18 protein-coding genes and 1 pseudogene are annotated in these 19,788 nt (G+C 70.7%); 9 read left to right on the top strand and 10 right to left on the bottom strand.

Going from position 1 to position 19,788, the window contains the following annotated elements:
* Positions 1 to 49: 49 nt before the first annotated feature.
* Positions 50 to 409: a 6-carboxytetrahydropterin synthase QueD gene (gene queD / locus ACE3Q2_RS04115; protein ID WP_043802152.1), complete on the top strand. Its 360-nt coding sequence runs from the start codon at positions 50 to 52 to the stop codon at positions 407 to 409.
* Between the two features lies 1 nt (position 410).
* Here the strand turns inward: queD and ACE3Q2_RS04110 are convergent, their stop codons facing one another.
* From ACE3Q2_RS04110 to bioD, 4 genes are all read right to left on the bottom strand, one after another.
* Positions 411 to 1,025, bottom strand: coding sequence for a TetR/AcrR family transcriptional regulator (locus ACE3Q2_RS04110; protein ID WP_374473080.1), 615 nt, complete (start codon positions 1,023 to 1,025; stop codon positions 411 to 413).
* A 5-nt stretch (positions 1,026 to 1,030) separates the two neighbouring features.
* The gene (locus ACE3Q2_RS04105) at positions 1,031 to 4,144 is read right to left on the bottom strand and encodes an efflux RND transporter permease subunit (protein WP_374473000.1); all 3,114 of its coding nucleotides are present in this window, start codon (positions 4,142 to 4,144) and stop codon (positions 1,031 to 1,033) included.
* Between the two features lie 15 nt (positions 4,145 to 4,159).
* Entirely contained in the window at positions 4,160 to 5,341 is a 1,182-nt protein-coding gene (locus ACE3Q2_RS04100; RefSeq protein WP_374472998.1) for an efflux RND transporter periplasmic adaptor subunit, read from the bottom strand.
* Between the two features lie 159 nt (positions 5,342 to 5,500).
* Positions 5,501 to 6,193 (bottom strand): dethiobiotin synthase, encoded by a 693-nt coding sequence (gene bioD, locus ACE3Q2_RS04095; RefSeq protein ID WP_374472995.1) that lies wholly within the window; start codon positions 6,191 to 6,193, stop codon positions 5,501 to 5,503.
* A 70-nt stretch (positions 6,194 to 6,263) separates the two neighbouring features.
* On the opposite strand from bioD, the gene ACE3Q2_RS04090 reads away from it, so the two are divergent.
* Together ACE3Q2_RS04090 and ACE3Q2_RS04085 are read left to right on the top strand one after the other, a co-directional pair.
* Positions 6,264 to 6,752 (top strand): GAF domain-containing protein, encoded by a 489-nt coding sequence (locus ACE3Q2_RS04090; protein WP_374472993.1) that lies wholly within the window; start codon positions 6,264 to 6,266, stop codon positions 6,750 to 6,752.
* Between the two features lie 24 nt (positions 6,753 to 6,776).
* A complete protein-coding gene (locus ACE3Q2_RS04085) occupies positions 6,777 to 7,166 on the top strand; it encodes a TfoX/Sxy family protein (RefSeq protein ID WP_374472991.1) in 390 nt (129 codons plus the stop codon).
* Positions 7,167 to 7,170: 4 nt separating this feature from the next.
* Here the strand turns inward: ACE3Q2_RS04085 and ACE3Q2_RS04080 are convergent, their stop codons facing one another.
* The 3 genes from ACE3Q2_RS04080 to glmS all read right to left on the bottom strand — a co-directional run bounded on the left by ACE3Q2_RS04080 (position 7,171) and on the right by glmS (position 9,823).
* On the bottom strand, positions 7,171 to 7,749 hold the full coding sequence (locus tag ACE3Q2_RS04080) for a TIGR00730 family Rossman fold protein (protein ID WP_374472989.1): 579 nt from the start codon (positions 7,747 to 7,749) through the stop codon (positions 7,171 to 7,173).
* Positions 7,750 to 7,811: 62 nt separating this feature from the next.
* On the bottom strand, positions 7,812 to 7,988 hold the full coding sequence (locus ACE3Q2_RS04075) for an oxidoreductase-like domain-containing protein (protein ID WP_374472987.1): 177 nt from the start codon (positions 7,986 to 7,988) through the stop codon (positions 7,812 to 7,814).
* Between the two features lie 11 nt (positions 7,989 to 7,999).
* Positions 8,000 to 9,823, bottom strand: a complete 1,824-nt coding sequence (glmS, locus tag ACE3Q2_RS04070) for a glutamine--fructose-6-phosphate transaminase (isomerizing) (protein WP_374472985.1) — start codon at positions 9,821 to 9,823, stop codon at positions 8,000 to 8,002.
* Positions 9,824 to 10,049: 226 nt separating this feature from the next.
* Between glmS and ACE3Q2_RS04065 the strand changes: the two genes are divergently transcribed.
* Genes ACE3Q2_RS04065 through ACE3Q2_RS04040 form a run of 6 tightly spaced genes read left to right on the top strand, consistent with a single transcriptional unit; the run spans position 10,050 to position 17,360 of the window.
* The gene (locus tag ACE3Q2_RS04065; protein ID WP_374472983.1) at positions 10,050 to 11,318 is read left to right on the top strand and encodes an efflux RND transporter periplasmic adaptor subunit; all 1,269 of its coding nucleotides are present in this window, start codon (positions 10,050 to 10,052) and stop codon (positions 11,316 to 11,318) included.
* 47 nt (positions 11,319 to 11,365) lie between these two features.
* Positions 11,366 to 12,088, top strand: coding sequence for an ABC transporter ATP-binding protein (locus tag ACE3Q2_RS04060; protein WP_374472981.1), 723 nt, complete (start codon positions 11,366 to 11,368; stop codon positions 12,086 to 12,088).
* Positions 12,089 to 12,098: 10 nt separating this feature from the next.
* Positions 12,099 to 13,415 carry an ABC transporter permease gene (locus ACE3Q2_RS04055; RefSeq protein WP_374472979.1) on the top strand — a complete coding sequence of 439 codons (1,317 nt, stop codon included), beginning with the start codon at positions 12,099 to 12,101 and terminating at the stop codon, positions 13,413 to 13,415.
* A 10-nt stretch (positions 13,416 to 13,425) separates the two neighbouring features.
* On the top strand, positions 13,426 to 14,655 hold the full coding sequence (locus tag ACE3Q2_RS04050) for an ABC transporter permease (RefSeq protein ID WP_374472977.1): 1,230 nt from the start codon (positions 13,426 to 13,428) through the stop codon (positions 14,653 to 14,655).
* 15 nt (positions 14,656 to 14,670) lie between these two features.
* A complete protein-coding gene (locus ACE3Q2_RS04045; RefSeq protein WP_374472975.1) occupies positions 14,671 to 16,026 on the top strand; it encodes a sigma-54-dependent transcriptional regulator in 1,356 nt (451 codons plus the stop codon).
* Between the two features lie 5 nt (positions 16,027 to 16,031).
* The gene (locus tag ACE3Q2_RS04040; protein WP_374472973.1) at positions 16,032 to 17,360 is read left to right on the top strand and encodes a PAS domain-containing sensor histidine kinase; all 1,329 of its coding nucleotides are present in this window, start codon (positions 16,032 to 16,034) and stop codon (positions 17,358 to 17,360) included.
* A 7-nt stretch (positions 17,361 to 17,367) separates the two neighbouring features.
* Here the strand turns inward: ACE3Q2_RS04040 and glmU are convergent, their stop codons facing one another.
* From glmU to ACE3Q2_RS04025, 3 genes and pseudogenes are all read right to left on the bottom strand, one after another.
* Complete coding sequence (gene glmU, locus ACE3Q2_RS04035) at positions 17,368 to 18,735, bottom strand: bifunctional UDP-N-acetylglucosamine diphosphorylase/glucosamine-1-phosphate N-acetyltransferase GlmU (RefSeq protein ID WP_374472971.1); 1,368 nt, start codon at positions 18,733 to 18,735, stop codon at positions 17,368 to 17,370.
* Between the two features lie 121 nt (positions 18,736 to 18,856).
* Positions 18,857 to 19,282 (bottom strand): F0F1 ATP synthase subunit epsilon, encoded by a 426-nt coding sequence (locus ACE3Q2_RS04030; protein ID WP_374472969.1) that lies wholly within the window; start codon positions 19,280 to 19,282, stop codon positions 18,857 to 18,859.
* Positions 19,283 to 19,304: 22 nt separating this feature from the next.
* Positions 19,305 to 19,788: pseudogene (locus tag ACE3Q2_RS04025) on the bottom strand (F0F1 ATP synthase subunit beta); the annotation flags it as partial.

Genomic DNA, 19,788 nt, shown 5'->3' with positions numbered 1-19,788 from the left:
TCAGGCGGCGAGACCGGCGGCCGGGCCGGCACCCCGGTAGAATGCCGGCATGGACATCTTCAAATCCTTCACCCTCGAGGCCGCGCACCGGCTGCCGAACGTGCCGGAAGGCCACAAGTGCGCGCGCGTGCACGGGCACAGCTTCCGGGTCGAGCTGCATGTCTCGGGCGAGGTCGGCGAGCGCACCGGCTGGGTGATGGACTTCGGCGACATCAAGGCCGCCTTCAAGCCGCTCTACGACCGGCTCGACCACTACTACCTCAACGACATCCCCGGCCTGGAAAACCCGACCAGCGAAAACCTCGCGATCTGGATCTGGGACCACCTCAAGCCGGCCCTGCCGCTGCTGAGCGCGGTGGTGGTGCACGAAACCTGCACCTCGGGCTGCCGCTACACCGGCCCGCGCTGAGTCACCCGCCGCCGAGCTGGCGCAACACCCTTCGCAGGCTGGCCTGCACCTGGTCGCAGTCCAGGCGCGGGTCGCGCACGCAGGCGGTGATCACGCCGTCCACCAGGCAGCGCAGGGCCATGGTGCGGCAGCGCAGGGCCTCGTCGTCGAGCGCCTGGCCGCGGGATTCGGCGTCGCGGCGCACGATGGCGGCGAAGTCGGCCCAGATTTCCTTTTCCTGTTCCGACACCATGGCCGCCACCTCGGGGTCGCGGCTCGATTCGGCGCTGATCTCCAGGAACAGCGCCGGGTCGAAGATGTCGTCCTGGAGGTCGCCGGCGCGCCAGCGGCGCAGTTTGCCCATCAGCCGCTCCACCAGGTCGTCGAAGGTGGCGATGGCGCACAGGTCCTCGGTGCGGCGCGCGCGCTGTTCCTCGGTGATGGCCTGGATGATCGCCGCCTTGTTGGTGAAGTAGCGATAGATCAGGCCCTGGCTCATGCCGGCTTCCTTGGCGATGGCCGACATGCCGGCGCCATGGAAACCCTGCTCCGAGAAGCACTTGCGCGCCGCTTCAAGGATGCGGGCGCGCTGCGCCTCCTGGCGCGCCCGCGCCTTGGTCCCGCCGCCGGCCGGCATCGGGCTCACGCCTTCGCTCCCTGCCGGTAGAACAGGCGGCGCACCACCACGAAGAACAGCGGGATGAAGAAGATGCCCAGGAAGGTGCCGCTGAGCATGCCGCCGATCACGCCGGTGCCGATGGCGCGCTGCGCGCCCGAGCCGGCGCCCGTGGCCAGGGCCAGCGGCAGCACGCCGAAGCCGAAGGCGATCGAGGTCATCAGGATCGGCCGCAGGCGGTCGCGGATGGCCGCCAGCGTGGCGTCCACCAGCTCCATGCCCTTCTCGACGTTGGCCTTGGCGAACTCGATGATCAGCACCGCGTTCTTGCTCGACAGGCCCACCGTGGTGAGCATGCCCACCTGGAAATACACGTCGCGCTCGAGGCCGCGCAGCCAGGTGAACAGCACCGTGCCCAGGATGCCCAGCGGCACCACCAGCAGCACCGAGGTCGGGATGGACCAGCTTTCGTACAGTGCCGCCAGGCACAGGAACACCACCAGCAGCGACAGCGCGTAGAGCATCGGCACCTGCGCGTCGGCCACGCGTTCCTGGTAGGACGCGCCGCTCCACTCCAGGCCGAAACCCTGCGGCAGCTGCGTGGCCAGGCGCTCCATCTCGGCCATGGCGTCGCCCGAGCTCACGCCGGGGGCCGCCATGCCGGTGACGTTCACCGCCGGCGCGCCGTTGTAGCGCTCCAGGCGCGGCGAGCCGTATTCCCAGTGCCAGCTGGCGAAGGCCGAGAACGGCACCATCTCGCCGGCCTGGTTGCGCACGTACCAGAGCTTGAAGTCCTCGGGCACCATGCGGTACGGCGCGTCGGCCTGCACGTAGACGCGCTTGACGCGGCCGCGGTCGATGAAGTCGTCGACGTAGCGGCCACCCCAGGCGACCGACAGCGTCGCATTGATCTCCGCCACCGACACGCCCAGCGCCGCGGCCTTCTCGTTGTCGACGTCGAGCCGGAACTGCGGCGTGTCTTCCTGGCCGTTCGGGCGCACCGCCATCAGCAGCGGGCTCTGGCCGGCCAGGCCGAGCAGCTGGTTGCGCGCGGCCATCAGCGCCTCGTGGCCCTGGCCCTGGTTGTCCTTGAGGTAGAGGTTGAAGCCGCCCGTGGTGCCGAGCTCGGTCACCGGCGGCGGCGCCAGCGCGAACACCATGGCGTCCTTGATCTGGCTGAAGGCGCCCATGGCGCGGCCAACCATCGCGTCCACGCTGGCCTCGTCGCTGGTGCGCTCGTCCCACTCCTTGAGCTTCACGAACACCATGCCGTTGTTCTGGCCGCTGCCGGCGAAGCTGAAGCCCTGCACCGCGAAGGTGGACTCGATGTGCTCGGCTTCGTTGCGCAGGTAGTGCGACTCGACCTGCTCCATCACCTTCTGGGTGCGCTCCTGGGTGGCGCCCACCGGCGTCTGCACGATGGTGAAGAGCACGCCCTGGTCTTCGTCGGGCAGGAAGGAGGACGGCACGCGCAGGTACAGGAAGCCCATCACCAGCGCCAGCAGCGCGTAGATGGCCAGGAAGCGGCCGCCGCGGCGCAGCATGCCGCCGACGATGCCCTGGTAGCGCGCGTTGCCGGCGTCGAACTTGCCGTTGAACCACTTGAAGAAGCCCTTCTCGCCGTGGTGCTCGCCCTTCTTCAGCGGCTTGAGCAGCGTGGCGCACAGCGCCGGCGTGAGGATGATGGCCACCAGCACCGACAGGCCCATGGCCGAGACGATGGTGGCGGTGAACTGGCGGTAGATGACGCCGGTGGAGCCGGTCAGGAAACCCATCGGGATGAACACCGCCGCCAGCACCAGGCCGATGCCGACCAGCGCGCCGGTGATCTGGTCCATGGACTTGCGGGTGGCTTCGACGGGCGACAGTCCCTCCTCGCTCATCACGCGCTCGACGTTCTCGACCACGACGATGGCGTCGTCCACCAGCAGGCCGATGGCCAGCACCATGGCGAACATGGTGAGCATGTTGATCGAGAAGCCCAGCGCCAGCAGGATGCCCAGCGTGCCCAGCAGCACCACCGGCACCGCGATGGTGGGGATGAGCGTGGCGCGGAAGTTCTGCAGGAACAGGAAGATCACCAGGAACACCAGCACCACGGCCTCGACCAGGGTCTTGACGACCTCGTTGATCGAGACGCGCACGAAGGGCGTGGTGTCGAACGGGATGACCACCTTCAGGCCCGGCGGGAAGCTGGGCTTCATGCGCTCGATCAGCTCGGCCACGCCGTCGGCGGTGGACAGCGCGTTGGCGTTGGTGGCCAGCGAGATCGCCAGGCCCGAGGCCGGCTTGCCGTTGTAGCGGCTGATGACCGCGTAGCTTTCCGAGCCCAGTTCCACGCGGGCCACGTCGCCCAGGCGCAGCACCGAACCGTCGGCGTTGGAGCGCACCACGATGGCGCGGAACTGTTCCGGCGTCTGCAGGCGGTCCTGGGCGGTGATGGTGGCGTTGATCTGCTGGCCGTCGATGGCCGGCGTGCCGCCGAGCTGGCCCACGGCCACCTGGGCGTTCTGGGCCTGGATGGCCCCGATCACGTCGGCGGGCGCGAGCTTGTAGGTGTTGAGCTTGCCCGGGTCGAGCCAGATGCGCATGGCGTACTTGCCGCCGAACACCTGCACGCTGCCCACGCCGGCGACGCGGCTGAGCGGGTCCACCACGTTCGCCGACACGTAGTCGGAGATGTCGTTGCGGTCCATCGAGCCGTCTTCGGAAACGAAACCCAGCACCTGCAGGAAGCCGGAGCTGGCCTTGTTCACCGAGATGCCCTGCTGCTGCACGATCGGCGGCAGCAGCGCGGTGGCCAGCTGCAGCTTGTTCTGCACCTGCACCTGAGCGATGTCCGGGTCGGTGCCGGTCTTGAAGGTCAGCGTGACCGAGACCGAGCCGTTGGAATCACTGGTGGACGAGAGGTAGTCCAGGCCATCGAGGCCGGTCATGGCCTGCTCGATGATCTGGGTCACCGAGTTCTCGGCGGCCTGCGCCGACGCGCCTGGGTAGCTGGCGTTGATCGTCACCGAGGGCGGTGCGATGGTCGGGTAGCGGGAAATGGGCAGCTGGGTCAGCGCGAGCGCGCCGGCCAGCATGATGATGATGGCGATCACCCACGCGAAGATGGGCCGATCAATGAAGAACCTTGCCATTGGGGGCTCCCGGGCTTATTCGGCGTCGCCGCCGGCTTCGGCCGGCGCGGACGGTTCCTGCGGCACGGCGCCGGCTTCGACGGCCTTGGCGTTGCCACCCGGCTGCACCTTCTGCAGGCCTTCGATGATCACGCGGTCGCCTGCGGCCAGGCCGGCGTCGACCAGCCACTGGTCGCCGATGGTGCGGCTGGCCTGCACCACGCGCGCCTCGACCTTGCCTTCCGGGGTCACCACCATGGCGGTGGCGTTGCCCTTCGGGTCGCGGCTGATGCCCTGCTGCGGTGCGAGCACGCCGTCGGGGCGGGTGCCGAGTTCGACCAGCGCGCGCACGTACATGCCCGGCAGCAGCAGGTTGCCCGGGTTCGGCACGCTCACGCGCAGGGCATAGCTGCCGGTGGACGGGTCGACGGTGACATCGGTGAACTCCAGGCGGCCCGGCTCGGCGTAGGGCGTGCCGTCCTCGAGCAGGATCTTCGCGGCCACGCCGTCGGCGGCCTCGACCTTGCCGGCCTCCATGTCGCGGCGCAGCTGCAGCAGTTCGCTGCTCGACTGGGCCAGGTCCACGTAGATCGGGTCGAGCTGCTGCACGGTCACAAGGGGCGCTTCCTGGTTCGCGGTGACCAGCGCGCCCTGGGTGACGCTGGACTTGCCGGCGCGGCCGGAAATGGGCGCCACGATGCGGGTGTAGCCCAGGTTCACTTCGGCCGACTGCAGCGCGGCCTGGTAGGCGGCCACGTCGGCCTGCGCCTCGGCGGCGGCGGCGATGGTGCGCTCGTGGTCCTGCTGGCTGACCAGCTTGGCGGCCACCAGCTCGGTGGAACGCTCGGCGGCCAGGCGGGCCGAGGTGGCCGAGGCCTTCGCGCGCGCCAGGTTGGCGGCGGCGGCGTCGCGGGCGGCGCGGTAGCTGGCGTCGTCGAGCTGGTAGAGCACCTCGCCGGCCTTCACCAGGCTGCCTTCTTCGAACAGGCGCTTCTTCACGATGCCGGTAGCCTGGGGCCGCACCTCGGCCACCAGGAAGGGCACGGTGCGGCCGGCCAGTTCGCGGGTCAGCGGCACGGGCTGGGCCTTGAGCGTGACCACGGTGACTTCGGGGGTGGGCATGGCCGGCGGGGCGGCCTCGCCGCCGCAGGCGGCCAGCAGGGCGCCGGAAGCGCCGGCCAGGAACAGGGTGCGCCAGGAACGGGCGGGGAAGGACATGGGAATGCCTCGGTTCTCGAAAGGGGGAGTCGGGTCCGCGGCGCCGTGGGCGCCCGAGCGGCAAAAAGAGTGAACGGTCATTCTAAGTTTGAATGGCCGACTGTCAAGCCAACTAACGACCTGTTTCGTATCCCTTTCGGGCCTTTCCTGCGGCCTGGTTCAGCCGCCGGCCAGATTCGCCGCCAGGCCTGCCGGGTCGGCGCCCGGGGCGTACGGCAGCAGCCCCAAGCAGGGCCCCGGCAGGTGGGTGCGCAGCAATTCGAGGTAGGCGGCGGCGTGCGGGCCGGGCGGCTCGATGGCGTTGCCTATCCAGCCGGCGTAGCGGCAACCCTCGGCCACGATAGCCCGGGCGGTAAGCCGGGCGTGGTTGAGGCAGCCCAGCCGCAGCCCCACCACCAGCACCACCGGCAGGCCCAGGGTGCGGGCCAGGTCGGCCTGTTCGATGCCGTCGGCCAGCGGCGCCAGCCAGCCGCCGGCGCCTTCCACCAGCACGCGCCCGCCGGCCTGGGCGGCCAGCGTGGCGTGGGCGGCCAGGATCGTGGGAAGGGCCACCTTGACGCCCGCCAGGGCCGCGGCGATCTGCGGCGCGGTGGGTTCGGGCAGCGCGTAGGGATTGACCAGCAGGTATTCGGGCCGCGGCTGGCTGGCGGCCTGCAGGGCCAGCGCGTCCTCGTTGCGCCAGCCCTGGGGCGTGCGCTCGCAGCCGCTGGCCACCGGCTTCATGCCCACGGCCGGGCGGCCGTCGCGGCGCATGGCGTGCAGCAGGGCCGCGCTGGCGTAGGTCTTGCCCACGCCGGTGTCGGTGCCGGTGACGAAACAGCCGTTGGGGAATTCGGGGAAGCCCTGGACCATGGGTGCGACTTTATCAGCGGGCCGCCGCGTCGCGCGCTGCTAGACTCCGGGGCTTGCTCCAGGAGTCCGCATGTTCCAGTCCAGCTCCCTTTCCGGCACCAAGGCCGAGCAGTACGCCCAGCTGCTCGAGCAGGCCCGCGGCCTGATGCACGGCGAACGCGACCGCGTGGCCAACGCCGCCAACCTGTCGTCGCTGGTGTTCCACGCCCTGCCCGACCTGAACTGGGTGGGCTTCTACTTTTACGACGGCACCGAACTGGTGGTCGGCCCCTTCCAGGGCCACCCGGCCTGCGTGCGCATCGCGCTCGGCCGCGGCGTCTGCGGCACCGCCGCGCAGACGCGCGAAACCCAGCGCGTGGCCGATGTGGACGCCTTCCCGGGCCACATCCCCTGCGACTCGGCCTCGCGTTCGGAATTGGTGGTGCCGCTGTACGCCGGCGAGCGCCTGGTGGGCGTGTTCGACCTCGACAGCCCGGTGCTCGATCGCTTCGACGCCGAAGACCAGGCTGGCCTCGAAGCCATCGCGCATGCGTTCATACAGGCGTTGGACGCGGCCTGACGCCGCCGCAAGCACGGAGTCGCCATGAGTACCGGAACCAAGCTGCGCAACATCGGCCCCAAGTCGGCCGCGTGGCTGCGCCAGACCGGCATCCGCACCCAGGAAGACCTCGTGGCGGTGGGTTCGCTGGCGGCGTTCGTGCGGGTCAAGCGCGCGGGCTTCAAGCCCAGCCTGAACCTGCTTTACGCGCTCGAGGGCGCCATCCTGGGCTGCCACTGGCAGGAAATCCCGGACGAGCGCCGCAGCGAGCTGGTGCTGGCCGCGGGCGAGGAAGTCTCGAAACTGCCGCTGCCCAAGGGCAAGCGCATGCCGGCCGCCGGCCCCGTCACCACCGTGCGCCACGACGAGGACGAGGGCGCGATGCCCGAGCCGGATTTCGGCTTCGACGACCCGCAGTCGTCTTCCGCCGACTGAGCCGCTAGCGCACCACCGCGTAGTCGCGCGCGTCCTCGCGCCACTTCGGCGTGGCGGCGATGGTGGGCAACACCTGCTCCACCGAATCCACCAGCGACCACATGGCGTGGTGCTCGGGATTCATGAACTTCTCGGCGATCACCTGCTCCATGAAACCCTGCAGCGGCGCATAGAAGCCGCGCGTGTTGAGCAGCAGGATCGGGTTGAAGTAGAGGCCCAGGCGCTTGAGCGTGATGGCCTCGAACAGCTCCTCGAGCGTGCCGCAGCCGCCCGGCAGCGCCACCACGGCGTCGGAGCCGGTGAGCAGCTTGTGCTTGCGCTCGCGCATGTCCTCCACCAGCTCCAGGTGCGTGAGACCCGGGTGGCCCCACTCCAGGTCGGCCATGAACTTCGGCAGGATGCCCACCACTTCGCCGCCCTTCGACAGCGCGCCGTCGGCCAGCGAACCCATCAGGCCCTGCGAGCCGCCGCCGTAGACGACGGAGCAGCCGTTCGCCGCCAGCGTTTCGCCCAGCAGGCGCGCGGCGGCGTGGAACTCAGGCGCCACCTTGGCGCTGGAAGCAGCGTAGACGCAGACGCGCATGGGCGGGCTCTCGGCGGGAACGGGCCGCCATTCTGCCACCGGCGGCCGGGCGCCGGGACCGCTCAGCCGGCGTCGGGGTGGCGGGCCAGCCAGCGGGCCAGGCGCTCGCGGTAGTCGTCCATGGCCTCGGCGTACGTGTCGAGCACGCAGGGAGTGCAGCCGCCGTCGCAGCAATCGCCAGGCAGCGGCTTCTCCGGCTCGACCGGGCGCGGGTCGTTGGCGGGCGGCGAATGGCCCACGCGCCCCGCCCTCACTCCACCGTGACCGACTTGGCCAGGTTGCGCGGCTGGTCCACGTCGGTGCCGCGCAGCACGGCCACGTGGTAGCTCAGCAGCTGCAGCGGGATGGTGGACACCACCGGCGCGGCGATCTCGCCGGCGGCCGGCAGGATCACCACGTGGGCGGCGTCCAGGCCGTGCGCCACGGTTTCGTCGACGAAGGCGTAGAGCACGCCGCCGCGGGCGCGCACTTCCTCGAGGTTGGACTTGAGCTTGTCGATCAGGCGGTCGTTGGGCGCCACCGCGATGACCGGCATGTCCTCGTCCACCAGCGCCAGCGGGCCGTGCTTGAGCTCGCCGGCGGCGTAGGCCTCGGCGTGGATGTAGCTGATTTCCTTGAGCTTGAGCGCGCCTTCCATGGCCACCGGCCAGTGCGTGCCGCGGCCCAGGAACAGCGCGTGCTGCTTGTCGGCGAAGTGCGTGGCGAGCTCGCGGATCTCGGCGTCGAGCTTGAGCGCTTCGGCGATCAGGCCGGGCAGCTGTTCGAGCTGGCGCACGCCGTCGGCGTAGCGCGCGGCGTCCAGGCCCTTGGCGCGGGCGAGCTCGAGCGAGAACAGCGCCAGCGCCACCAGCTGGGTGGTGAAGGCCTTGGTGGAAGCCACGCCGATCTCGGGGCCGGCGCGGGTCATCAGCACCAGGCTCGACTCGCGCACGATCGACGACTCGGGCACGTTGCACACCGCCATGCGCGCCAGGTAAGGGCGCTCCCGGGCGAGCTTCAGCGCGGCCAGGGTGTCGGCGGTTTCGCCGGACTGGGAAATGGTGAGGAACAGCGTGCCTTCCTTCACCACCGGGTCGCGGTAGCGGTATTCGCTGGCGATCTCCGCGGTGCAGGGCACGCCGGCCAGCTGCTCGATCCAGTAACGCGCCACCAGGCCCGCGTGGTAGCTGGTGCCGCAGGCGATGATGTGCACGGCCTGGGTGGCGGCCAGCAGCTGTTCGGCGTCGACGCCAAAGATCTGGGTCAGGATCTTGCCGCCGGCAATGCGGCCCTCGAGCGTGTCGGCCACGGCCACCGGCTGCTCGTGGATTTCCTTGAGCATGTAGTGGGCGTATTCGCCGCGCTCGACCGCGTCGGCGCTGAAGTGCGACTCCTTCACCTCGCGCGCCACCTCGGCGCCGCTGGCGTCGAAGACGCGGATGGCGTCCACGGTCACTTCGGCCACGTCGCCTTCCTCGAGGTACATGAAGCGCCGGGTCAGCGGCAGCAGCGCATGCACGTCGGAGGCCAGGTACTGCTCGCCCTCGCCCAGGCCCGCGATCAGCGGCGCGCCGTAGCGGGCGCCCACCACCGTGCCCGGCTCGCGCGCCGACACCACCGCGATGGCGTAGGCGCCGTGCAGGCGCGCCACGGTGTCCTGCACCGCCTCGCGCAGGCCCAGGCCGCGGCGCTGGGCGCGCTCGACCAGGTGCGCCACCACCTCGGTGTCGGTCTGGGAGCTGAAGTCGTAACCCTCGGCCAGCAGTTCGGCGCGCAGCGCCGCGTGGTTCTCGATGATGCCGTTGTGCACCAGGCTGACCTGGCCGGACACGTGCGGGTGGGCGTTGATTTCACTGGGCACGCCGTGGGTGGCCCAGCGGGTGTGGGCGATGCCGCAGTGGCCGTCGAGCCCGGTCTCGGCCTGCAGCGCCACCAGGTCGCGCACCTTGCCCTTGGCGCGCAGGCGGGCGATGCCGTCCTTGCCGACCAGGGCCACGCCGGCGGAGTCGTAGCCGCGGTATTCCAGCGCGCTGAGCCCGGCGATCAGGTGCTGGACGATGGGGCGATGGGCGCTGATGCCGACGATTCCGCACATGGAATGCATTTCCTTGGACCGGGGCCGCAAGTTTACGGGAAGGCCGCACGGGCACGGATGCCGACGAATTCAGCGTTCACCGCCCGGCCACCCGGCGCGTCCGGCCGCGTCCGCCCGCCCTGCCCGCGGACAGCGGCGGACAGGCGTCCAAGCCTTTCATATCAATGGCTTAGAGGTTGGCACGGCTCGTGCATCAGCTTGGGCATCACCGATCCAGGAAACCCCGATGATCCGCGACACCTCCGCCCAGGACCGCACCCTCTCCCAGCCGCCGCAGGTGCGCAGCCGCCGACCGCTGTGGCTGGCCGGCGGCGCCATCGCCGGCGTGCTCACGCTGGGCTGGCTGCTCTCGGGCTGGATGGGCAGCTCGCACTCGGTGTCGGTCGAGCGCCTGCGCATCGCCGAGGTCGGCCGCGGCCTGCTGGTGCGCGACGCCGCGGTGAACGGCCGCGTGGTGGCCGCCGTCAGCCCCACCCTGTACGCCCCGGCCGGCGGCACCGTGACCCTGAAGATCCTGGCCGGCGACACCGTCAAGCGCGGCGACGTGATGGCGGTGATCGATTCGCCCGAGCTGCAGAACGAACTGCAGCGCGAGCAGGCCACCCTGGCCCAGCTCGAGGCCGAGGTGTCGCGCCAGCGCATCCTGGCCCAGAAGGCCAGCCTGCTGGCCAAGCGCGAGGCCGACGACGCCGAGGTGACCCGCCTGGCCGCCCTGCGCGACCTGCAGCGCGCCCAGCGCGGCTTCGAACTGGGCGCCATCGCCGAAGTCGAGTACCTGCGCGCCAAGGACGCCATGGCCAGCGCCGACATCCGCAGCAAGCACGCCGCCACCGCCGCCGGCCTGGAAACCCAGGACGTGGGGCTGGCGCTCAAGACCCAGCAGCAGATGCTCGAGCGCCAGCGCCTGCTGGCCGCCAACCTCGAGCGCCGCGTGGACGAACTGAACGTGCGCGCGCCGGTGGACGGCATCATCGGCACGCTCAGCGTGGCCGACCGCGCCGTGGTGGCGCCCAACACCGCGCTGATGACGGTGGTGGACCTGTCGCGCCTGGAGGTCGAGCTGGAAATGCCCGAGACCTACGCCAAGGACCTGGGCCTGGGCATGACCGCCGAGGTGCGCGTGGGTTCGGTGGACGCCACCGGCAAGATTTCCGCCATCTCGCCCGAGGTGGTGAACAACCAGGTGCTGGCGCGCGTGCGCTTCGACGGCGAGCAGCCGCCGGGCCTGCGCCAGAACCAGCGCCTGACCGCGCGCGTGCTGTTCGAGGAGAAGCCCGACGTGGTCAAGGTCGCGCGCGGTCCCTTCGTCGAAGCCGCCGGCGGCCGCTATGCCTACGTGGTCGAGGGCGGCATCGCGGTGCGCCGCCCGATCAAGCTCGGCGCCACCAGCGTCGCCGAGGTGGAGATCCTCGAGGGCGTGCAGCCCGGCGAGCGCATCGTCATCGCCGGCACCGACACCTTCGGCGACGCCGAGCGCGTCTCCATCAACGACTGACTCCCTTCCCGCCCCCACGCGAACACGAAAGAAAAGGACGCCCCGCCATGATGCGCATGAACAACCTGAGCAAGGTCTACCGCACCCACATGATCGAGACGCACGCGCTGCGCGGTTTCGACATCCACGTCAAGGAAGGCGAGTTCGTCGCCGTCACCGGCCCCTCGGGCTCGGGCAAGACCACCTTCCTCAACATCGCCGGCCTGCTCGAGGAATTCACCGGCGGCGAGTACTGGCTCGACGGCGTGGACGTGCGCGGCCTGGACGATGCCGGCCGCTCGAAGCTGCGCAACGAGAAGCTGGGCTTCATCTTCCAGGGCTTCAACCTGATCCCCGACCTGAACCTGTTCGACAACGTGGACGTGCCGCTGCGCTACCGCGGCTTCGGCGCCGCCGAGCGCAAGCAGCGCATCGAGCAGGCCCTGGGCCAGGTGGGCCTGGCCTCGCGCCAGAAGCACTACCCGGCCGAGCTCTCGGGTGGCCAGCAGCAGCGCGTGGCCATCGCTCGCGCGCTGGCCGGTTCGCCCAAGCTGCTGCTGGCCGACGAACCCACCGGCAACCTCGACTCGCAGATGGCCCGCGGCGTGATGGAACTGCTGGAGGAGATCAACGCCGGCGGCACCACCATCCTGATGGTGACCCACGACCCGGAGCTCGCCGCGCGCGCGCACCGCAACGTGCACATCATCGACGGCCAGGTGTCCGACCTGACCCACGAGACCGCCCGCAGCCTGGCCGCCGCCAAGGCCGCCACGGCCGCGAACGCCTGAGGAGCACGCCATGTTCCGCTACTACCTTGGCCTGGGCTTCCGAAGCCTGCGCCGCAACCCGGTGCTGACGACGCTGATGGTGCTCACCTTGTCCGTGGGCGTGGCCGCCAGCATGACCACCCTGACCCTGCTGCGCGGCATGTCGGGCGACCCGATCCCACAGAAGTCCGACCGCCTGTTCGTGCCGCTGCTCGACAACCGCCCCGCCGGCACCGGTGACGGCCTGGGCGACCCGGAGCCGCCCGAGCAGCTGACCATGCGCGACGCCATGGCGCTGTGGGAGCGCGCCGCCGCGCCGCGCCAGACGCCGGTCTACGGCGTCAGCCCGCCGATCGATTCCGGCCGCCCGGACCTGCCGCCCTTCTTCAGCGACGGCCTGGCCGTGGGCCGCGACTTCTTCGCCATGTTCGACGTGCCGTTCCTGTACGGCCAGGCCTGGAGCGCCGAGGACGACGCCCGCGGCGCCCAGGTGGTGGTGATCGGCCGCAGCCTCTCCGAGCGCCTGTTCGGCGAAGGCGTGGACCCGGTGGGCCGCACGATCCGCGCCCGCGATGACGAGTACCAGGTCGCCGGCGTCATCGACACCTGGAACCCGGTGCCCAAGTTCTACCGCCTGGTGGGCAGCGGCAGCTTCGACACCAGCGAGGACATCTACATCCCGGTGCGCACCGCGGTGGCGCGCGAACTGCAGGTCAACGGCAACATCAGCTGCAATTCCTCGCCGGGCGTGGGCTTCCGCGGCCTGATCGAGTCCGAGTGCAACTGGGTGCAGTTCTGGGTGGAACTCGACGACGCCTCCGGCCGCGGCGAGTACGCCGACTTCACCAACGCCTACGTCGCCGAGCAGAAGGCGCTCGACCGCTTCCCGCGCGAGCCCAACAACCGCCTGCACAACGTGCGCGAGTGGCTGGAAGTGCGCCGGGTGGTGAGCGACGACACCCGCACCTCCACCTGGCTGGCCTTCGCCTTCCTGCTGGTGTGCCTGGTGAACACCGTGGGCCTGCTGCTGGCGAAGTTCAGCGCGCGCCCCGGCGAGATCGGCGTGCGCCGCGCCCTGGGCGCCTCGCGCGCCGAGATCTTCCAGCAGTACCTGACCGAAGCGGGCGTGATCGGCCTGGTCGGCGCCGGCGTCGGCATCGGCCTGACGATGGCGGCCCTGGCCTTCATCCGCGGCTTCAACCAGGGCATGGCCCAGCTCACCCATCTCGACCTGCCGATGATGGCCATCGCCGTCACGGTGTCGGTGGCCGCCGCCATCGTCGCGGGCCTGCTGCCCACCTGGCGCGCCTGCCAGGTCGTGCCCGCCCTCCAGCTCAAGAGCCAGTAAGGGGAACGCCATGGAAATCCGCCCGATCTTTTCCGCGCTGATGCGCAACAAGACCGCGCCGCTGCTGATCGCGGCCCAGGTTGCCCTCACCCTGGCCATCGTCTGCAACGCGCTGTACATCATCCAGGACCGCCTGGCCACGGCGGCCCGCCCCAGCGGCGTCGACGAGGCCAACGTCTCCGAGCTGCGCCTGTACCCGGCGCGGCAGATCGCCGACATCCGCGGAATGCAGATGCGCGACCTGGAGGCGATCCGCGCCATCCCCGGCGTCGTCTCCGCCGCCTGGACCAACCAGATCCCGCTGGGTCGCTCCGGCTGGAACGTGGGCGGCCTGTCCACCTCGGCCGAGCAGACCGATTCCAACATCGCCGCGGCGCAGTACTTCAGCGGCGAATCGATGGTGGAGACCTTCGGCCTGAACCTGGTCGAGGGCCGCGACTTCCTGCCCGAGGAAGTGCTCGAGTCCGACCCGCAGGTGGACCGCAACCTGCCCAAGGTGGCCATCATCAGCCAGGCCCTGGCGAAGGCGCTGTGGCCCGACGACGCCTCGGTGGTGGGCAAGACCCTGTTCCTGGGCACCGGCGGCGCCGACGGCAACAGCGTGCAGGTGGTGGGCGTGGTCGAGCGCATGCAGACGCCCTGGGCGGCCGTCGGCCCCTCGGGCGAATACAGCCTGATCCTGCCGCTGCGCTACCTCGACCCCTTCACCCGCTATTCGGTGCGCACCGAGCCGGGCCGGCAGGCCCAGGTGATGGCCGAGGTCGAGAAGAAGCTGCTCTCGCTGGGCAACGACCGCGTGCTGCTGAGCAACCGCACCCTGGCCGAGATCCGCGACATCCGCTACGCCGGCGAGAAGCTGATGGCCGGCCTGCTGATCGCCGTCACCACCTTCCTGCTGCTGATCACCGCCTCGGGCATCGTCGGCATGGCCAGCCTGTGGGTGAACCAGCGCCGCAAGCAGATAGGCGTGCGCCGCGCCATCGGCGCCCGCAAGGCCGACATCCTGCGCTACTTCCTGGTCGAGAACGTGCTCATCACCACCGGCGGCATCCTGGCCGGCGTGGTGCTGGCGCTGGCCCTGAACAACTTCCTGGTCAGCGAGCTGGAGATCCCGCGCCTGCCCGTGGCCTACCTGGGCCTGACCATGGCGGTGATGTGGGTGCTGGGCCTGCTGGCGGTGCTGGGCCCGGCCTGGCGCGCCGCGGCGGTGCCGCCGGCCATCGCCACGCGCACGGCCTGAAGGTAGGCTAGGCCCATGCCGCCAAGCCCGAACGCCACCCTGCTGGTCATCGACGACAACCCGTCGGTGGCCGCCGCGCTGGAAGTGCTGTTCTCGCTGCACGACTACCGCACGGTCTGCGCCTCGTCGCCGGAGGAGGGCCTGGCCCTGCTGCGGCGGCAGCCGGTGGACCTGGTCATCCAGGACATGAACTTCACCGAGGACACCACTTCGGGCGAGGAAGGCGAGGCGCTGTTCAAGGCCATCCGCGCCGAGCACCCGGACCTGCCGGTGATCCTGCTCACGGCGTGGACGCACCTGGCGTCGGCGGTCGACCTGGTCAAGGCCGGCGCCGCCGACTACCTGGCCAAGCCCTGGGACGACCGCAAGCTGCTGGCCACCGTGGCCAACCTGCTCGAGCTCGGCCAGGCCAGCCGCGCGCTGGCGCAGTGCGCCAGCCGCGACCAGCGCCAGCGCAAGGACCTGGAGGCGCAGTTCGACCTGTGCGGCCTGGTCTGGGCCGACCCGGCGATGGAGCGCGTGCTCTGCCTGGCCACCCAGGTGGCGCGCGCCGACGTGCCGGTGCTGGTGACCGGCCCGAACGGCGCCGGCAAGGACAAGGTCGCGGCCATCGTGCAGGCGAATTCGTCGGTGAAGGACGGCCCGTTCGTCACCCTCAACTGCGGCGCCCTGCCCTCCGAGCTGATCGAGGCCGAACTGTTCGGCACCGAGGCCGGCGCCTATACCGGCGCGGGCAAGGCGCGCGAGGGCAAGTTCCAGGCCGCCGACGGCGGCACGCTGTTCCTGGACGAGATCGGCAACCTGCCGCCCGAAGGCCAGATGAAGCTGCTGCGCGTGCTCGAGACCGGGCGGTTTTCGCGCCTGGGCTCGAACCGCGAGAAGCAGGTCAAGGTGCGGGTGATCAGCGCCACCAACGCCGACCTGCCGGCGATGATCCGCGAAGGCCGCTTCCGCGAAGACCTTTACTACCGCCTCAACGTCATCGAGATCCGCGTGCCGCCGCTGGTGGAGCGCCCGCGCGACATCCTGCCGCTGGCCAACGCCTTCCTGCAGCCGGGCAAGACGCTTTCCGACGGCGCCGTGCACGCGCTGCTGCGCCACACCTGGCCCGGCCACGTGCGCGAGCTCAAGAACGTGATGCAGCGCGCTGGCCTGCTCAGCGCCGGGCCCGAGGTCGGCGCCGGCGACCTGGGCCTGCCGGTGACGCCGGTGCCCACCGCCGCCAACGCCGACCCGGAGCTCGACCGCGCCAGCATCGAACAGGCCCTGGCCCGCGCCAGTGGCATCGTGGCGCAGGCCGCGGCCGAGCTCGGCCTCAGCCGCCAGGCGCTTTACCGGCGCATGGAGCGGCTGGGCATCGCCCGGCCCTGAGCCCGATGCCCGGGCGCCGCTCGATCGCCGGGACGCTCGCGCTGGCCAGCGCGGGCGTGGCGATCGTGGCAGTGGCCGTCGCGCTGTGGCTTTCCGAGTGGCTGGGCAACCGACTGCTGGCCGGCAGCATCGCCGCGCTGGTGGCGCTGCTGCTTTCGATGTGGTCGATGCGCCGGCTGGCGCGCCCGGCGCTGTCGCTGTTCCGGGCGCTGGCGGGCACGGCGCTGAGCTACCGCGACGGCGACTTCAGCTTCGGCCTGCGCTGGCGCCACCGCGACGAGCTCGGCGACCTGGTGGCCGCGCACAACGAACTCGGCGGCGTGCTGCGCGAGCAGCGCCTGAGCCTGGTGCAGCGCGAACTGCTGCTAGACACCATGGTGCAGAACACCCCGGTGGCCATGCTGCTGGTGGCCGAGGGCGGCCACGTGGTGTACGCCAACCTGGCTGCGCGGCGCCTGCTCAACGACGGGCGCAAGATCGAGGGCCTGGCGATGGAGGCGTTGGTGCGCGCCGCGGCGCCGGCCCTGCAGGACGCCATCGACCGCGGCGGCGACGGCCTGTTTTCGGTGGGCGAAGGCGACGAGGAAGAGGTCTACCACCTCGCCCGGCGCGGCTTCCGGCTCAACGGCCGGCCGCACGAGCTCGTGCTGCTGCGCCAGCTCACCACCGAGCTTCGCCGCCAGGAAGTGCAGACCTGGAAAAAGGTGATCCGGGTGATCAGCCACGAGCTCAACAACTCGCTGGCGCCGGTGGCCTCGCTCGCGCACTCGGGCGCCGAGCTCACCCGGCGCGGCCAGACGGAAAGGCTGGAGGCCATCTTCGGCATGATCGAGGAGCGCGCGCGCCACCTCGAGGGTTTCATCCGCGGCTACGCGCGCTTCGCCAAGCTGCCCTCGCCGCGGCTCGAGGCCACCGCCTGGCCGCTGTTGGTGGACCGGTTGCGCAGCCAGATCAACTTCACCGTGGACGGCGCCTTGCCCGAGGAGGCGGTGCGCGTGGACGTGCCGCAGATGGAGCAGGCGCTGCTGAACCTGCTCAAGAACGCCCACGAATCGGGCTCGGCGCCGGAGCACGTGGCGCTGCGGGTTCGGCGCACGCCGGGCTTGCTGCGCATCGAGGTGATGGACCGCGGCACCGGCATGAGCGACGCGGTGCTGGCGAACGCGCTGGTGCCCTTCTACTCCACCAAGCGTAGCGGTACGGGCTTGGGCCTGGCGCTGGCGCGGGAGATCGCCGAAGCGCACGGCGGCCGCATCAGCCTCAACAACCGCGAGGGCGGCGGGCTGGTGGTGGCCATGGTGCTGCCGGTTTCCGAACCCGGCGGCGCCCTGTAGGCGCGGCTCAGCGCTTCTTGGGGCGCTGCCAGCCGTCGACGGTCACCTGGCGGCCGCGCGCGACGGTGAGCTTGCCGGCCGGCGCGGGCTTGCTGATGACGCTGCCGGCGCCGATGGTGGCCTCCGCGCCGATCTCCACCGGCGCCACCAGCGAGGAATTCGAGCCGATGAAGGCGCCGTCGCCGATGGTGGTGGTGGACTTGTTCACGCCGTCGTAGTTGCAGGTGATGGTGCCGGCGCCGATGTTCACGCGGCTACCGATCTCGGCATCGCCGAGGTAGCTCAGGTGGTTGGCCTTGCTGCCCGGGCCCAGCCGCGACTTCTTGGTTTCGACGAAATTGCCGATGTGCACGCCTTCGGCCAGCTCGGTGCCCGGCCGCAGGCGCGCGAAGGGGCCGATGGTGCAGCCCTCGCCCGCCACCACGCCCTCGAGGTCGCTGTGCGCGGCCACCACGGTGCCGGCGCCCAGCACCACGTCGCGCAGGCGGCAGAAGGGGCCGATGCGCACGCCGTCGCCGAGCACCACGCGGCCTTCGAGCACGACGTTGGCGTCGATCTCGACGTCCATGCCGGCCTCGACGTGGCCGCGCTGGTCGTAGCGCGACGGGTCGGCGAAGCGAACGCCGGCGCGCATCAGCGCCTCCGCGGCGCGGCGCTGGAAGGCACGCTCGAGGCGCGCCAGCTGCAGCGGGTCGTTGGCGCCTTCGGCTTCGCCCGGTACGTCGCAGGGCGTGTGCGCGGCGGCGCGGCCGTCGCGGCGCGCCATGGCGAAAATGTCGGTGAGGTAGAACTCGCCCTGGGCGTTGTCGTTGCGCAGCTGGCCGAGCCAGCGGCGCAGGTCGGACGCGGGCGCGGCCACGACGCCGGTGTTGACCAGGCGCACGGCGCGCTGGGCCTCGTCGGCGTCCTTGTGCTCGACGATGGCCTGCACGTGGCCGTTGCCGTCGAGCAGGACGCGGCCGTAGCCGGTCGGGTCGGCCAGGGTTTCGGCGAGCACGGCGGCGCGGTCGGTGGCGGCTTCCAGCAGGCGGCGCAGGGTGGCCACGGTGATCAGCGGCACGTCGGCGTAAAGGACCAGCACGCGTGCGGCCTCGGGCACGCCTGGCATGGCCTGCTGCACGGCGTGGCCGGTGCCGAGCTGCTCGGCTTGTTCGGCCCAGCGCAGGTCGGCCTGGTCGGCGAAGGCGGCGCGCACCTGGTCGCCGCCATGGCCGTAGACCACGTGGATGCCGGCGGCACCGAGCGCGCGTGCGGCTTCGATGACGTGGGCCAGCATGGGCCGCCCGGCGATGCGCTGCAGCACCTTGGGGGTGCGCGACTTCATCCGCTTGCCCTCGCCGGCGGCGAGGATGATCACGTGCAGGGCCTGGCTCATGGGTTCCTCCGTCGGCCTAGTATCTGCGCGGGCGCGGCGCGCCGCCAGCCGGACCATTTCCCTGAAACGACAACGCCGGCACGGGGCCGGCGTTGTCGTGGCCTGCGGCGGGCGCCGCGGGTCAGTGCTTGAGGTTCTTGCGCAGGCGCTCGAGCGCCTGGAGCTGCGCCAGGGCCTCGGCCAGCTTGGCCTGCGCCTCGGCGATCTCCATGGCCTCGCCACGGTTGGACAGGATGCGCTCGGCTTCCGCCTTGGCTTCCTTGGCCTTGGCCTCGTCGAGGTCGGCGGCGCGGATGGCGGTGTCGGTCAGCACGGTCACCACCTGCGGCTGCACCTCGAGGATGCCGCCGGAGACGTAGAAGAACTGTTCCTCGCCATTGGCGAGGATGACGCGCACCTGGCCCGGCTTGAGACGGGTGATCAGCGGGGCGTGCTTGGGCGCGATGCCCAGCTCGCCCAGCTCGCCGGTGGCGACGACCATCTGCACGTCGCCGCGGAAGATCTCTTCCTCGGCGCTGACGATGTCGCAACGGATCGTGGATGCCATGCTCAACTCCTAAAGGGGCTGCTTAGGCAGCAACACCCATCTTCTTGGCCTTCTCGAAGGCCTCGTCGATGCCGCCGACCATGTAGAACGCCTGCTCCGGCAGGTGGTCGCACTCGCCGTCGACGATCATGCGGAAACCGCGGATGGTTTCCTTGAGCGTCACGTACTTGCCCGGGGAGCCGGTGAACACTTCGGCCACGTGGAAGGGCTGCGAGAAGAAGCGCTCGGCCTTGCGGGCGCGCGCCACGACCTGCTTGTCCTCTTCCGACAGCTCGTCCATGCCCAGGATGGCGATGATGTCCTTGAGCTCCTTGTACTTCTGGAGCGTGGCCTGGACCTTGCGCGCGGTGTCGTAGTGCTCGTTGCCGATCACGTTCGGGTCGAGCTGGCGCGAGGTGGAGTCGAGCGGGTCGACCGCCGGATAGATACCCAGCGAGGCGATGTTTCGCGACAGCACGACGGTGGCGTCGAGGTGGGCGAAGGTGGTCGCCGGCGACGGGTCGGTC

Origin of the sequence: Arenimonas sp., from assembly GCF_041913985.1 — a bacterium.
In the GTDB taxonomy this organism is placed as follows: Bacteria; Pseudomonadota; Gammaproteobacteria; order Xanthomonadales; family Xanthomonadaceae; genus Arenimonas.
Note: the sequence above shows the minus strand (reverse complement) of the source record. Positions and strands in the feature narration are given on the sequence as shown.